This is a genomic window from Streptomyces sp. CAI-85 (assembly GCF_013363615.1).
Classification (GTDB): domain Bacteria; phylum Actinomycetota; class Actinomycetes; order Streptomycetales; family Streptomycetaceae; genus Streptomyces; species Streptomyces antibioticus_B.
The window spans coordinates 100,082-113,998 of sequence record NZ_JAANNX010000020.1; the positions used below are offsets into that span (position 1 = coordinate 100,082).

A 13,917-nucleotide genomic window follows, 5' to 3' on the forward strand; every position below is an offset into this window, starting at 1 on the left:
GAATCAACCGTTCCACCGGGGGAGTTGGAAGCACCCGTGACCACCTGGACCGACCAGAACGCCGAACCGCCCATCTCGCTCACCGCGCCCAGCGGCATCGACCGCGCCGCGCACCACCGGCTCGACGAGGCGTGGCTCGCCGCGGCGTGGAGCCACCCCAGCACGCGCTGTTTCGTCGTCTCCGGTGGCCAGGTCCTGATCGACGAGACGCCCGACGGCCGGACCGAACTGGTCATGACCCCGTCCTTCGAGGCCCCCCTCACCGAGGCGCACCGCTACTTCCTGGGCACCGACGAGGACGGCGTCAGCTACTTCGCCCTCCAGAAGGACGCCCTGCCCGGCCGCATCGACCAGTCCGCGCGCCCCGCCGGGCTGCGCGAGGCCGGACTGCTGCTGTCGGCACGCGACGTGGGCCTGATGGTGCACGCGGTCGGCCTGGAGAACTGGCAGCGCACCCACCGCTTCTGCTCCCGCTGCGGCGAACGCACGGTGATCGCCGCCGCCGGCCACATCCGCCGCTGCCCGGCCTGCGGCGCCGAGCACTACCCGCGCACCGACCCCGCGGTGATCATGGCGGTCACCGACGAGGACGACCGCATCCTGCTCGGCCGCCAGGTGCACTGGCCCGAGGGCCGCTTCTCGACCCTCGCCGGCTTCGTGGAGCCCGGCGAGTCCATCGAGCAGACCGTGCGCCGGGAGTGCTTCGAGGAGGTCGGCGTCACCGTCGACCGCGTCGAGTACGTCGCCAGCCAGCCCTGGCCCTTCCCGTCCAGCCTCATGCTGGGCTTCGTGGCCCGCGCCACCTCCACCGAGATCGACGTCGACGGCGACGAGATCCACGAGGCCCGCTGGTTCTCCCGCGACGAACTGGGCGCCGCCTTCGAGTCCGGCGAGGTCCTGCCCCCGTACGGCATCTCGATCGCGGCCCGCCTGATCGAACTCTGGTACGGCAAGCCCCTCCCGACCCGCACCTTCATCTGACCCGCACGGCTTCATCCGACCGCACAGCACGCCGAAGGGCGGCCCCCGGAACTTGGGGAGCCGCCCTTCGACACCGGCGGATCTACGCGCCGACCTTCTGCTTCACCTGCGCCAGAGACGGGTTCGTCAGCGTCGAGCCGTCCTCGAACAGCAAGGTCGGGACTGTCTGATTCCCGCCGTTCGCCTTCTCCACGAACGCCGCGGACGCCGGGTCCTGCTCGATGTTGATCTCGGTGTACGCGATGCCCTCGCGGTCGAGCTGCTTCTTCAGCCGCTGGCAGTAGCCGCACCACGTGGTGCTGTACATCGTCACAGTGCCCAGCATGTCTCTCGTGCTCCTTCGGCGGGTCGGGGAGAGCGGTCGCAGGGAGAAGAACGTACTTGAAAGCGCAGGCATTCCCGGACCGCGCCGAAGGACGTGACGTCCGCCGCATCGAGCCGCATTAGTACGACCGCAGGGCCCCACCTGTGGACAACCGGCTCGCCCGTCTCCGCCGACCTGGCAGCATGGCCATGTGACAGCAGCAACGCACTCCCCCCTCTTCCCGCGGGTACCGGACTCGGCCGACGCGGTGCTCGAAGGGCTCGACCCCGAGCAGCGCGAGGTGGCCACCGCCCTGCACGGTCCGGTGTGCGTGCTGGCCGGAGCCGGTACGGGCAAGACCCGGGCGATCACCCACCGCATCGCCTACGGGGTGCGCGCCGGCATCCTCCAGCCCTCCAGCGTGCTCGCCGTCACCTTCACCAACCGTGCCGCCGGCGAGATGCGCGGCCGGCTGCGCCAGCTCGGCGCCCAGGGCGTGCAGGCCCGCACCTTCCACTCCGCGGCCCTGCGCCAGCTCCAGTACTTCTGGCCGAAAGCCATCGGTGGCTCGCTGCCCCGGCTCGTCGACCGGAAGATCCAGCTCGTCGCCGACGCGGCCGCCGCCTGCCGCATCCGCCTCGACCGCGGGGAGCTGCGGGACGCCACCGCGGAGATCGAGTGGTGCAAGGTCACCCAGACCGTCCCCGCCGACTACGCCGCCGCCGCGGCCGAGGCGGGCCGGGATGCCCCGCGCGACCCCGCCGAGATCGCCCAGCTCTACGCCGCCTACGAGAACCTCAAGCGCGACCGCGCGGTCATCGACTTCGAGGACGTCCTGCTGCTGACCGTCGCCGTCCTCCAGGACCGGCGCGACATCGCCGAACAGGTCCGGGCCCAGTACCAGCACTTCGTGGTCGACGAGTACCAGGACGTCAGCCCGCTCCAGCAGCGCCTGCTGGAGCTGTGGCTCGGAGAGCGCGACTCCCTGTGCGTCGTCGGCGACGCCAGCCAGACGATCTACTCCTTCACCGGCGCCACCCCCGATCACCTCCTCGACTTCCGCACCCGCCACCCCGGCGCGACCGTCGTCAAGCTGGTCCGCGACTACCGCTCCACCCCCCAGGTCGTCCACCTGGCCAACGGTCTGCTCTCCCAGGCCCGCGGCCGGGCCGCCGACCACCGCCTGGAGCTGATCTCCCAGCGCGGCCCCGGACCCGACCCCGCCTACACCGAGTACACCGACGAGCCCGCCGAGGCCGAGGGCGCCGCCCGCCGGATCCGGGAGCTGCTGGCCGCCGGCGTCCCGGCCGCCGAGATCGCGATCCTGGTCCGCACCAACGCCCAGTCCGAGACCTACGAACAGGCCCTCGCCGACGCCGGCATCCCCTACCAGCTCCGCGGCGCCGAGCGGTTCTTCGACCGCCCCGAGGTCCGCAAGGCCGTCGTGGCCCTGCGCGGCACGGCCCGCTTCAGCGCCAACGACACCCTCCTGGAGGACACCGTCGACCTGCCCTCCCAGGTGCGTGCCGTCCTCTCCGGCGAGGGCTGGACCCCACAGCCGCCGGCCGGCTCCGGAGCCGTCAGAGAACGCTGGGAGTCCCTGGCCGCACTGGTGAACCTCGCCCAGGACTTCGCCGCCGCAGGCCCCGGCGCCACCCTCGCCGACCTGGTCGCCGAACTCGACGAGCGGGCGAACGCCCAGCACGCCCCGACCGTCCAGGGCGTCACCCTCGCCTCCCTGCACTCCGCCAAGGGCCTGGAGTGGGACGTCGTCTTCCTGGTGGGCGTCGCCGAGGGCATGATGCCGATCACCTACGCCAGGACCGACGAGCAGATCGAGGAGGAGCGCCGTCTCCTCTATGTCGGGGTGACCCGGGCCCGGGAGCGCCTCCATGTCTCCTGGGCGGTCTCCCGAGCGCCCGGCGGGCGCCCGAACCGCCGTCCCAGCCGCTTCCTCGACGGACTGCGCCCCGGCTCGGGGACGGCGGCGGGCCGCACCGGCTCCCTCGCCTCCGGAGGTATCGAGCGCGGCTTCTCCGGCGCCGTCGTGGGCACGCCCGACGTGCCGCGCCGCAGACAGCGCACCCCGGCCCGCTGCCGGGTCTGCGGGCGCACCCTCACCGACGCCGGCGAGATGAAGCTGATGCGCTGCGACGGCTGCCCCTCCGACATGGACGAGGGGCTCTACGAACGGCTGCGGGAGTGGCGCGAGGTGCAGGCCCGGAACAACGGACAGCCCGCGTTCTGCGTCTTCACCGACAGGACCCTGATGGCCATCGCCGAGTCCGTCCCCGAGGAGGCGGGCGAGCTGGCGAGGATCCCCGGGGTCGGCGTGCGCAAGCTCAACCGTTACGGCGCCGAGGTGTTGGCCCTCTGCGCGGGCCGGCCCCTCGCCGAGGAAGAAGTCGGGGACTGATGCGAACTCGTCGAAAAAATAGTTTGCGCATGCCCCGGCAATCCCCATAGGTTCTTAGACACGGGAACGGCGGCCTTCTCGGAGGCCCTGATTCCGTGTTCTACTTTCATATCCGCAGGATCGGGCTCACCCCTGGTCCCCCTAGACGCCGAGAGGAGGCGATTCCAGTGATCATCATCAACAGCAGCAGCTTCGTCAGCTCCGCCAAAGTGACCGATCGTCCGGTCGTCTCCACGTGCATGCTCGGCGTCTCGAACCTGGGCACCGGTGTGTCCGGCATTCGTGCCGACCTGCCGGCGTCCTCCTTCGCCGCCCCCGCGGGTCTTCTCACCCGTGAGCGCGATGAGCGACCGACCGAGGCACTGGAAGCAGTAGAGGCACAGGCGCATGTCTATGCCTTCGCGGCGGCCGGTGCCGGATTCCGGAAGCAGACGACGCAGCACCACCTGATGTGGGCCTTCCGTGGGCCAGAACCCTGGAGTGATCCAGCCTGATCGTCGATCAGGCCGGCGCCTTCAGGGCCGCGGAACCCCACCCGGGATCCGCGGCCCTTCTGTTTGTCCCCGCACGGGGACGGACGGGCGAAGGGGCCTCGGGACAAGAAACGCCGACACCCGGCCCAACAGGGCCGGACCGACCAGACGAGGAAGACGAATCGTGCAACTCGAAGCGCACGCCCCGTCCGTACCGCCTTCCGAAACGATCCCCCCGCCCGGCCTCACGGAGGACTCCGCCTTGACCCCCCTCACCGCGCTCACCGCGCTCGACGACGCCATCGAGAACCTCGGCGTACCCGTCCCGTGCCGCTCCTACGACCCGGAGGTCTTCTTCGCCGAGTCGCCCGCGGACGTCGAGTACGCCAAGTCCCTCTGCCGCACCTGCCCGCTGATGGAGGCCTGCCTCGCCGGCGCCAAGGAGCGGCGTGAGCCCTGGGGCGTCTGGGGTGGCGAGCTGTTCGTCCAGGGTGTCGTCGTCGCCCGGAAGCGGCCGCGTGGCCGCCCGCGCAAGAACCCGGTCACAGCATGAACACCGCAGGAACGATCGACCGCCCCCTCACGCAAGACCCCAAGAAGCAGGCCCCGATGAAGCCGTTCACCAGCGAGCCCGAAGGCTCCGCAACCGAAGACGTCACCACCACCGGCGCGATCGACTCGCGTCAGAACAGGACCCGCGAGATGCAACTCATCCCAGAAGCCCTGGCTCGTGCGCATATGCACGACCGCCTGCACGAGGCCGAGCAGGAACGCCGGGCGCTGCGCCTGGCGACCGCTCGCCGGATGCAGCGCCGGGCGGAGCGCGCCTCGATGCGTGCCCGCCGGGCGCTCGCCATGGCCGTGATGCAGTAACGATCACACCGAAGAGCGGTGGCCTCCCCGAACCGGGGAGGCGGAAACTCACCTCGCGGGGGCCGGTCCGGCCGAACGGACCGGCCCCCGCGGCGTATCGTCGCGAGAGTGACGAGTCCATCCGGCGGCAGTGATCACGGCGGCTCCCCGAAGGAGCCCGGCGCGCTCCGCTGCGACCGCTGCGGCACCCGGGCCGGGGACCCGCCGCCCGTCACCTGGACCTGCTCGGTCGAGCACGGTGTCCGCCGCCACTACTGCGAGACCTGCTCCCGGGACAACCTCCGGGCGATCGAGGGCCGTCTCGACTCGGAGTGGTGGTGAGCCCGCGGAAGGCTCACGCCCCAGCCCCAGCCCCGGCTCACGCCCCAGCCCCGGCTCACGCGCCGGCCTCCGCGATCGACTCCTCCACCGCCGGATCCAGCTCGTCCGCCGGGACGAAACCGGGCAGCCACTCCTCCAGCTCGTCCCGCAGCCGGACCGTCGCGCCGAGCTGACACAGCACACCGATCGTGCTCAGCGTCACCCGGTGGATCAGCAGATAGGCCGGCGGCAGGTTGAGCTGCTTGCCCAACTGATGGGCGGGGGAGCGGGGATCCGCGATCCGGGTGGCCTGGCTGCGCATCCAGCCCCGGGTGAACGTGAACTCCCGCGCCCGGGCGGGTTCGATGATCGGCAGCAGATAGTCGAGGACCGCGTCCGGATCCAGCTCGATGGACTCCTTGACGAAGCCCTCCGTACGGAGCAGGTCGTAGACCCCGTCCGCATCGCCGTCGAGCGTCATGCGCAGGGACTCGCCGATCGGGACCGGCAGACCCCCCGAGAGCCGGTCGACCGTGCCGAAGTCCAGGACGCCCAGCCGCCAGTCGTCCTCGCCGCCCGGACCGCCGGGCAGCAGACGGAAGTTGCCCGGGTGCGGATCGGCGTGCAGCAGACCCGTGCGGGCCGGTCCCGAGAAGAGGAACCGGGACAGCAGTTGGCCGGCCCGGTCGCGCTGCTCCCGGGTGCCGTCGGTGATCACCTCCGACAGCGGGACGCCGTCCATCCACTCGGTGACCAGCACCTGGTCGCACTGGTGGACCACCGCCGGGACCAGCACATCGGGATCACCGGCGAACTCCCGCGCGTGGGCCCGCTGGGCCGCGGCCTCCAGGCCGTAGTCCAGTTCCTCGGAGACCCGGTCCCGCAACTCGGTGATCAGCGGCTTGACGTCCATGCCCGGGATCAGCGGACCCAACAGCCGGGCGAAGCGGCTGAGTTGGGTGAGGTCGGAGAGCAGGGCCTCGCCCGCGCCGGGGTACTGGACCTTGACCGCGACCTCGCGGCCGTCCCGCCACACCGCGCGGTGCACCTGCCCGATCGAGGCAGCCGCGGCCGGCTGGTCGTCGAACTCCGCGAACAACTCGGCCCAGTTGTCGCCGAGCCGCTCGGCGAGCACCGCGTGGACCGTGCGGGTCGGCATCGGCGGCGCCGCGTCCTGAAGCTTGGTCAGGGCCGCCCGGTAGGGTCCCGCGACCTCCTCGGGCAGGGCCGACTCGAAGACGGACAGGGCCTGCCCGAACTTCATCGCACCGCCCTTCAGCTCGCCCAGGACCTTGAACAACTGCTCCGCCGTGCGCTGTTGCAGCTCACGCCCGACGATCTCCGCGGACTCGCCCACGATCCGCTTGCCCAGGCCCCAGGTGGCCCGGCCGGCGAAGCCGAGCGGGAGCGCGGCGAGCTTGGCGGTCCGGGTGACCGCCTTCCGGGGAAGATCAGACATGCGCCCTCCAAGTCCCAGCCTGCCGCGCCGCCGTCGTCGTACGGCGTGATGCCTTCGAATGCCGTTGCCCCGCCATTGTGTCGTGCGGCTCCCCGTCGTCGGCGCTGTGTTCCCGCTCACCTCGCGCGGCGGCCCCGCACGAGCAGGCGGGGTGCGGCCACAACGGTCTCGCATGCCACTGGAGTGTGGGCAGGGACACCTCCCAGCGGGCGTCCGCGGCGGAGGGCCGCCCGCCGTCGAGGAAGGCGAGCGCGTGCGCGGCGGCCAGACCGGCGACCGTGGTGGCCAGGGACAGATCGCAGGCGCGGGCCGGACGCCGTCGGCCGGACCGCCACTGTGCGACCAGCCGCGGCCAGGCCGGGTCGCGGTCGGTGCGCTCCCGATGCAGACAGCCGGCACAGCCCGTCTCCCCGGGCAGTACGAGCGGTCCGACGACTCCTGTCGCCTCCACCACACCGGCGAACAGATGCGGGGTGCCCGAGGCGATCAGCGGCTCGGCCGCCGCCGGGTCGGGCGTGTGCACGGACACGTCGTCGCGCGGCGCGAGAACCACCAGGGAGAAGCCGTCCGTGCCCGGCCCCGCCGAGGGACCCGCGCTCCGCCGGGGCGCGGGCTCCGGGGCGGACCGGCGCACCGCCCGCCGAGCCGCCTCGTCCCGGCGTTCCCCGACCGCCTCCGCGGGCAGCCCGCCCGGTGCCACGTCCGCCGGGTCCACCCGGCCGCCGTCGCGGACGTCGACCTCGCCCACCCCCGCGCCCGCGAGCAGCGAGGCCACAACCGCGCCGACCCGGCCCGCGCCCCGCACCTGCACCCGGGCCCGGCGCCGCGCAGCCAGCCGGCCCATCGCCTCACCCGGCTCCGACGTGGTCAGCGACAGCGAGGCGAGATCGGGGCGCAGCCGGTCCAGGACGTCCCTCCGCTCCCGCAGCGCGTCCGCGTCCGGGCCGCCGCCGCGCGCGTCGTCCAGCAGACCGGCCGCGGCCAGCCCCGCCACCAGCCGGTCGACATGGCCGCCGGGCAGATCCATCCGGCGCCCCTCCTCGCGCAGCAGGGCGAGCCCGCGGGTGCCGTCCAGCAGGTCGAGGAAGCTGCCCGTCGCCGTGTCCACCGGACCGAGCGTGAGCGCGTGCGCCGGAGCCATACCGAACTGCACGGTGTTCAGGTCCCGCCAGCCGCGCCGCAGCGCGGGCTTCACCATCGGATGCATCGAAGAACCCCCGTACTCCACGCACTTCCCTCGGACACGCCCCGACGGCGCTCCCGAACGCCAGCATGCCCGGCCTCGCCGAGCCGTGCCGAAAGTTGTCCACAGGCAGGGGAGTTCGTCGTACAAATCCGTCGTACGAGGCACAACCGGGGCAGGGGCACGGAACCCGGCCGTCCCGGAGTCGGGACTTCCGCCGTGTGCAGCGGGTAACGTCGGGGCGTGCCCGCCGACCCACTGCACCGCGCCGCAGCGCCACAGCGCAGCACGACGAGCCCGCCGCCCGGCGGCTCCCGGACGAGCCCGATCGAGGTCCGCAGAAGCGCCCGTCGGCGTCGTACCGTCTCCGCGTACCGCGAGGGCGACCGCACCATCGTGCTCATCCCCGCCCGGATGTCCGAGGCCGAGGAGCAACGCTGGGTGAGCGTCATGCTCGACAAGCTCGCCGCGCAGGAGAGCCGCCGGGTGCCGGGCGACGCCGAACTGGCGGAGCGCGCGCAGCGGCTGTCGGAGCAGTGCTTCGGCGGCCGGGCCCGGCCCACCTCGGTCCGCTGGGTGACCAACCAGAACACCCGCTGGGGCTCCTGCACCCCCGCCGAGGGCAGCATCCGCCTGTCGCACCGCTTGCAGGGCATGCCGGAGTACGTCATCGACTACGTGCTCGCCCATGAGCTGGCGCATCTGCTGGTGCCGGGGCACGGCCCCGACTTCTGGCGGCTGCTGGAGGCGTATCCGCGCACCGAGCGGGCCCGCGGCTATCTGGAAGGGGTGGTGGCGGCCGAGCGGCTGCCCCATCTGCCGGGCGCGCGCGGAGAGTAGTCCCACCGCCACCCCGTGCGCCGGTTGTGTACCGGGTCTGTACCGACATCGTGCGTTGTCCGACTTTGCCGTTAGCCTGACGCGACGCACTCGCAATCGGGATGGGGGACGGTCGTTACGCATGCCCAGGGAATTCCAGCGCGGCCACAAGGCCAAGATCAGTGACCTCACCGCGGGCACCGATCTGTACGTAGGCGTGCAGATCACCGCTCCCGGGCTGAGCTTCGACATCAGTTGCTTCGGCCTGGACGCCGACGAGCGGCTCTCCGACGACCGGTACTTCGTCTTCTTCAACCAGCCGAAGTCCCCCGAGGAGTCCATCCAGCTCCTGGGTGCCCAGGCGGGCGACACCGAGTCCTTCCGCATCACCCTGGACCGGATCCCGTCGCAGATCCAGAAGCTGTCCTTCACCGCGACCATCGACGGCGCCGGACAGATGTCCCAGATCGGCCCCGGGTACCTCCGGATCGTCGCGGGCGGCGAGGAGGTCGCCCGGTACGCGTTCAGCGGCTCGGAGTTCACCACCGAGCGCGCCGTGATGCTGGGCGACTTCTACCTGAAGGACGTCTGGCGGTTCGCGGCCGTCGGCCAGGGCTTCGACGGCGGCCTGGAGGCGCTGCTGCGCAACTTCGGCGGCGAGGTCGCGGAGGAGGAGACGCCCGCGCCCGCGCCGGCGCCCCAGCCGCAGACCGGCGCCGCCCCCGGCTTCGCCCCGCCCGCGTTCGCCGCCCCCGCGGCCCCCGCCCCGGTGCCCGCCCAGGCCCCGGCTCCGGTGCCCGCACCGCAGCCCGCGCAGGGCTTCGCGCCGCCCCCGGCGGCGACCCCGCCGCCCGCCCCGGCGCCCGCGCCCTCGGTGCACGGCGCGCCGACCATCGTCGCGCCCATGACCCCGCCCGCCGGCGTCCCGGTGCCCCCGCCGGCCCCGGCCCCCGCGCCCTACGGCCAGCCGCAGCCGCCGTACGGACAGCCGCCCCAGCAGCAGCCCTACGGCCAGCCCGCCGCGCCGAGTGCCCCGATGCCGCCCGGCTACGGCCAGCCGCCGCAGGCCCCGCAGCCGCCGGGCGCCCCGATGCCGCCCGGCTACGGCCAGCAGCCCCCCTTCGGACAGGCCCCCGCCCAGCAGGCGTACGGCGTCCCGCAGGGCGCCCCCCAGGGTGGCGCCGGAGTGGCCGCGGCGCTCCAGCAGTTCAAGGAGACGCCCACCGGACAGCGCTGGACGCAGCAGAACAAGAAGCTCGTCCGCGTCGACCTCGGCATCGGCGGCCAGCCCGTGCTCGCCCGCCAGGGCAGCATGGTGCTCTACCAGGGCAAGGTCGACTTCAGCTACAAGGGCGCGGGCTTCGCCGGCCGGATCGTGGGCAACGCCACCGGCCAGGAGATGCAGCTCATGCGCTGCACCGGCCAGGGCCAGGTGTTCCTCGCCGAGAACTCCACGATGCTGCACCCCATCGAGCTCCAGGGCGACGGCATCTGCGTCTCCGCCGAGAACGTCCTCGCGTTCGACGAGAGCCTCCAGTACGAGGTCCGCCGCATCGAGGGGCACGGCATTCCCGGCGGCGCGCTGTTCACCATGCAGTTCACGGGCACCGGCACCATCGTCGTGAAGACACACGGCGTGCCCGTCGTCCTGCCGGTCACGCCCACCACCTTCGCCGACTGCAACGCCGTCGTCGCCTGGTCGGCCGCCTCCCAGGTGGTCGTCTCCAGCCAGGTGCGGATGCGCCGCAACGCCTACCCGGGCGACACCGGCGAGAGCGTCAACCTCCAGTTCCGGGGCGCCCCCGGCAACTTCATCGTCGTCCAGCCGTACGAGGTCTGAGGGAGCCCGTCATGAACCAGCCGTTTGCGGGATACGCTCCCGCACCCGTCACCGCCCGCATGGAGAACCACGGCAATCACATGCTGAAGGTCGCCATGCAGACCGGCAACGACCTCCTCGCGCGCGTGGGCTCGATGGTCGCCTACGAGGGCTTCGTGCAGTACGAGCCCAACCCGCCGGCCGTGCGCCAGATCGCCCGCGACTGGATGACCGGCGAGGGCGCGCCCCTGATGAAGTGCTCCGGCGACGGTCTGCTGTACCTCGCCGACTACGGCGCCAACGTCGTCGTGATCAACCTCAACGGCGACGGCATCTCCGTCAACGCGACCAATCTGCTCGCCTTCGACGCGCATCTCACCTGGGGCGTCGAGCGGGTCAAGGGCCTGGCGAAGTTCGCCGGCCAGGGCCTGTGGAACACCAAGATCTCCGGGCAGGGCTGGGTCGCGCTGACCTCCCGGGGCAAGCCGATCGTCGTCGACTGCGGCGGCGGCGAGGACGAGACGTACGTCGACCCGGACGCGCTCGTCGCCTGGTCCCCGAACCTCAAGGTGAAGGGCAAGCGCAGCTTCAAGGCGCAGTCCCTGATCGGCCGGGGCAGCGGCGAGGCGTTCCAGATGGCCTTCTCCGGCCAGGGCATCGTCGTCGTCCAGCCCAGTGAGGACAGCACCGACCGCCTCCGGATCCGGGGCTGAGGGGGAGCCAGAAAGCCATGCAGAGCCCGCTTTTCGCCTACAACGACCAGCAGTCCCAGGAGCGCTGGAGCCTCCAGAACAAGCAGATGCTCCGCGTCAACCTGGAGGGTCACGACGACATCCTCGCCCGCAAGGGCACGATGGTCGCCTACCAGGGCCTCGTCGAGTTCGACGCCGAGTACCAGGCCGCAGGCGCGGCACGCGCGCGTGCGCGGACCGGTGAGGGCCTGGACCTGATGCGCTGCCACGGACAGGGCACGGTCTACCTCGCCAACCTCAAGCAGCACGTCCACCTGGTGGACTGCGACCAGGACGGTCTGACCGTCGACAGCAGCTATGTCCTGGCCATGGACTCCTCGCTGCACCACGAGGTCATCGCCGTCGACAGCCTCTACGGCATCTCAGGCTCCGGGAAGTACCAGCTCAACATCACCGGCCGGGGCCGGGTCGCCCTGATGACCTCGGGCGCCCCGCTGATGCTCCAGGTCACGCCCGACAAGTACGTCAACTGCGACGCCGACGCCATCGTGGCCTGGTCCACCGGGCTGCGGGTGCAGATGCAGGCCCAGACGCACTCCTCCGGGGTGTGGCGCCGGCGCGGCAACACGGGCGAGGGCTGGGAGCTGAGCTTCATGGGCACCGGCTTCGCGCTGGTGCAGCCCAGTGAGCTGCTGCCGCCGCAGAACGCCCAGATCGGCTCCGGTCTGGCCGCCCAGTACGGGATGGGCCAGCAGGGCGCCCGGGGGCAGAACCAGGGCAACGTCTGGAGCTGACCGACGGCGCGGTAAGGGGCGACCGCCTTGGTGGTCGCCCCTTACTCACAGCCGCGCGCGCGTGTCTTCCAGCAGGCGTACGACGGAGTCGTCGGCCACCGACGCCACCTCGTCGTAGGGGAACCAGCGCAGGTCGAGCGACTCGTCGCTGATCGCCTGGGTCGCCCCGGCGGGCGCCAGGACCGCGTACTGGACGTCGAAGTGCCAATGGCAGGGCGCCGGGATCGCGTGCCGGTCGAGGCGCACCGGGCCGCCCGGCAGCAGGGTGAGACCCGCGATGCCCGACTCCTCCGTGGCCTCGCGCAGCGCCGCCGCCTCCAGGGAGGTGTCCTGCGGCTCGCAGTGGCCGCCCATCTGGAGCCACATCCGCAGCTTGCGGTGCAGGGTCAGCAGGACCCGGCCCCGCTCGGGGTCGATCACCAGGGCGCTGGCCGTGACATGGCCGTCGCCGCAGGACTTCCACATGCCGTCCGGGTGCGTGTCGAGGTGGTCCAGATAGCTCTGGCGCAGCTCGTCCTGGCCCTCGTGGCTCTTGAGCACGAGGACCGCGTCGTCATGGAGGCTCACTCGGTGTCGTCGCCCTTGCCGTCGGCCTCGCCCTTGCCGCCCTGATCGCCCTGGTCAGCCTTGTCGTCCTTGGTCAGGTCCGGCTTCCGCTCCCCGGAGCCGGACGCGCCGCCCGCCTCGCCGAGCATCTTCTCCAGCTCGGAGAAGTCCATGTGCTCGCGGTGCACGAAGCCGTCCGGGTCGTCCAGGTCGGAGGCCGTGGGCAGCATGTCCGGGTGGGCCCACAGGGCGTCCCGGCCGTCCACCCCGCGTGCGTCCGTCAGCGACGCCCACAGCCGGGAGGCGTCGCGCAGCCGGCGAGGGCGCAGCTCCAGACCGATCAGCGTGGCGAACGTCTGCTCGGCGGGACCGCCGCTGGCGCGGCGCCGGCGCAGCGTCTCGCGCAGCGCGTCCGCGGACGTCAGACGCGGCTTCGCGGCCGCGTGCACCACCGCGTCCACCCAGCCCTCGACCAGGGCGAGCGCCGTCTCCAGCCGGGCCAGGGCCGCCTTCTGCTCCGGGGTGTCCTCCGGCTGGAACATGCCCTGCTGAAGGGCGTCCTGGAGCTGCTCGGGGTTCTGCGGGTCGAACTGGCCGACCACGTCCTCCAGCTTGGCGGTGTCGACCTTGATCCCGCGCGCGTAGCCGTCCACCGCGCCGAACAGGTGCGAGCGCAGCCACGGCACGTGCGTGAAGAGCCGCTGGTGGGCGGCCTCACGCAGCGCGAGGTACAGCCGCACCTCGTCCTTGGCCACGCCCAGGTCCTTGCCGAACGCCTCGATGTTCACCGGGAGCAGCGCCGCGCGGCCGGCCGGTCCGAGCGGCAGGCCGATGTCGGTCGAGCCGACGACCTCACCCGCCAGCACGCCGACGGCCTGGCCGATCTGGGAGCCGAACATCGCGCCGCCCATGGACCGCATCATGCCGATCAGCGGGCCCGCCATGGCCTGCATCTCCTCCGGCAGGACGTCCCCCATGGCCGCGCCGACGCGCTCGGCGACCGGGTCGACGAGTTCCTTCCACGCGGGCAGGGTCGCCTCGACCCACTCGGCGCGCGACCAGGCCACCGCCGAGCCGGCGCCGGACGGCAGCGAGGTCGCGTCGTCCAGCCACAGGTCGGCCAGGCGGACGGCCTCCTCGACCGCGGTGCGCTCGGCGGAGCCGACGCTCGCGTCCTTCACGCCGTCGGGAGTGCCCTGGGAGACCGTCTGGCGGGCGATCTGCTTGGCCATGTCCCAGTTCACCGGGCCGCCCTCGT

General features: G+C 72.3%; 15 protein-coding genes. 10 read left to right on the forward strand and 5 right to left on the reverse strand.

What is annotated here, in order from left to right:
* The first annotated feature begins 36 nt into the window (after positions 1–36).
* On the forward strand, positions 37–981 hold the full coding sequence (gene nudC / locus G6W55_RS22160) for an NAD(+) diphosphatase (RefSeq protein WP_175522571.1): 945 nt from the start codon (positions 37–39) through the stop codon (positions 979–981).
* Between the two features lie 82 nt (positions 982–1,063).
* Here nudC and G6W55_RS22165 read toward each other — a convergent pair whose 3' ends face one another.
* Entirely contained in the window at positions 1,064–1,306 is a 243-nt protein-coding gene (locus tag G6W55_RS22165; RefSeq protein ID WP_175522572.1) for a mycoredoxin, read from the reverse strand.
* Between the two features lie 190 nt (positions 1,307–1,496).
* On the opposite strand from G6W55_RS22165, the gene G6W55_RS22170 reads away from it, so the two are divergent.
* From G6W55_RS22170 to G6W55_RS22190, 5 genes are all read left to right on the forward strand, one after another.
* Positions 1,497–3,701, forward strand: coding sequence for an ATP-dependent DNA helicase UvrD2 (locus G6W55_RS22170; protein ID WP_175522573.1), 2,205 nt, complete (start codon positions 1,497–1,499; stop codon positions 3,699–3,701).
* Positions 3,702–3,868: 167 nt separating this feature from the next.
* Positions 3,869–4,195 (forward strand): hypothetical protein, encoded by a 327-nt coding sequence (locus tag G6W55_RS22175; RefSeq protein ID WP_175522574.1) that lies wholly within the window; start codon positions 3,869–3,871, stop codon positions 4,193–4,195.
* A 163-nt stretch (positions 4,196–4,358) separates the two neighbouring features.
* Positions 4,359–4,727: a WhiB family transcriptional regulator gene (locus tag G6W55_RS22180; RefSeq protein ID WP_030784068.1), complete on the forward strand. Its 369-nt coding sequence runs from the start codon at positions 4,359–4,361 to the stop codon at positions 4,725–4,727.
* Positions 4,724–5,047 carry a hypothetical protein gene (locus G6W55_RS22185; protein WP_175522575.1) on the forward strand — a complete coding sequence of 108 codons (324 nt, stop codon included), beginning with the start codon at positions 4,724–4,726 and terminating at the stop codon, positions 5,045–5,047. The genes G6W55_RS22180 and G6W55_RS22185 overlap by 4 nt, the downstream gene beginning before the upstream one ends.
* Before the next feature lie 108 nt (positions 5,048–5,155).
* Positions 5,156–5,368: a hypothetical protein gene (locus G6W55_RS22190; RefSeq protein WP_175522576.1), complete on the forward strand. Its 213-nt coding sequence runs from the start codon at positions 5,156–5,158 to the stop codon at positions 5,366–5,368.
* 55 nt (positions 5,369–5,423) lie between these two features.
* Here G6W55_RS22190 and G6W55_RS22195 read toward each other — a convergent pair whose 3' ends face one another.
* Entirely contained in the window at positions 5,424–6,806 is a 1,383-nt protein-coding gene (locus G6W55_RS22195) for an AarF/ABC1/UbiB kinase family protein (RefSeq protein WP_175522577.1), read from the reverse strand.
* Positions 6,799–8,013 (reverse strand): TOMM precursor leader peptide-binding protein, encoded by a 1,215-nt coding sequence (locus tag G6W55_RS22200; RefSeq protein WP_175522578.1) that lies wholly within the window; start codon positions 8,011–8,013, stop codon positions 6,799–6,801. The genes G6W55_RS22195 and G6W55_RS22200 overlap by 8 nt, the downstream gene beginning before the upstream one ends.
* A gap of 219 nt (positions 8,014–8,232) precedes the next feature.
* Between G6W55_RS22200 and G6W55_RS22205 the strand changes: the two genes are divergently transcribed.
* From G6W55_RS22205 to G6W55_RS22220, 4 genes are all read left to right on the forward strand, one after another.
* On the forward strand, positions 8,233–8,829 hold the full coding sequence (locus G6W55_RS22205) for a M48 family metallopeptidase (RefSeq protein ID WP_175522579.1): 597 nt from the start codon (positions 8,233–8,235) through the stop codon (positions 8,827–8,829).
* A gap of 121 nt (positions 8,830–8,950) precedes the next feature.
* The gene (locus G6W55_RS22210) at positions 8,951–10,648 is read left to right on the forward strand and encodes a TerD family protein (protein ID WP_175522580.1); all 1,698 of its coding nucleotides are present in this window, start codon (positions 8,951–8,953) and stop codon (positions 10,646–10,648) included.
* An 11-nt stretch (positions 10,649–10,659) separates the two neighbouring features.
* Complete coding sequence (locus tag G6W55_RS22215) at positions 10,660–11,340, forward strand: AIM24 family protein (protein ID WP_030784084.1); 681 nt, start codon at positions 10,660–10,662, stop codon at positions 11,338–11,340.
* Positions 11,341–11,357: 17 nt separating this feature from the next.
* Complete coding sequence (locus tag G6W55_RS22220) at positions 11,358–12,113, forward strand: AIM24 family protein (RefSeq protein ID WP_175522581.1); 756 nt, start codon at positions 11,358–11,360, stop codon at positions 12,111–12,113.
* A 45-nt stretch (positions 12,114–12,158) separates the two neighbouring features.
* On the opposite strand, the gene G6W55_RS22225 is transcribed toward G6W55_RS22220, so the two are convergent.
* Both G6W55_RS22225 and G6W55_RS22230 read right to left on the reverse strand, forming a co-directional pair.
* Positions 12,159–12,680, reverse strand: coding sequence for an NUDIX hydrolase (locus G6W55_RS22225; protein ID WP_175522582.1), 522 nt, complete (start codon positions 12,678–12,680; stop codon positions 12,159–12,161).
* A partial coding sequence (locus tag G6W55_RS22230) for a zinc-dependent metalloprotease (protein WP_175522583.1) occupies positions 12,677–13,917 on the reverse strand: 1,241 nt, incomplete at its 5' end. The genes G6W55_RS22230 and G6W55_RS22225, both read right to left, overlap by 4 nt.

What these genes read in the sequence shown, in the direction of transcription:
- G6W55_RS22165 (WP_175522572.1), bottom strand. Translation starts at nt 1,306, where the DNA reads ATGCTGGGCACTGTGACGATGTACAGCACCACGTGGTGCGGCTACTGC.
- G6W55_RS22185 (WP_175522575.1), top strand. Translation starts at nt 4,724, where the DNA reads ATGAACACCGCAGGAACGATCGACCGCCCCCTCACGCAAGACCCCAAG.
- G6W55_RS22195 (WP_175522577.1), bottom strand. Translation starts at nt 6,806, where the DNA reads ATGTCTGATCTTCCCCGGAAGGCGGTCACCCGGACCGCCAAGCTCGCC.
- G6W55_RS22200 (WP_175522578.1), bottom strand. Translation starts at nt 8,013, where the DNA reads ATGCATCCGATGGTGAAGCCCGCGCTGCGGCGCGGCTGGCGGGACCTG.
- G6W55_RS22210 (WP_175522580.1), top strand. Translation starts at nt 8,951, where the DNA reads ATGCCCAGGGAATTCCAGCGCGGCCACAAGGCCAAGATCAGTGACCTC.
- G6W55_RS22215 (WP_030784084.1), top strand. Translation starts at nt 10,660, where the DNA reads ATGAACCAGCCGTTTGCGGGATACGCTCCCGCACCCGTCACCGCCCGC.
- G6W55_RS22220 (WP_175522581.1), top strand. Translation starts at nt 11,358, where the DNA reads ATGCAGAGCCCGCTTTTCGCCTACAACGACCAGCAGTCCCAGGAGCGC.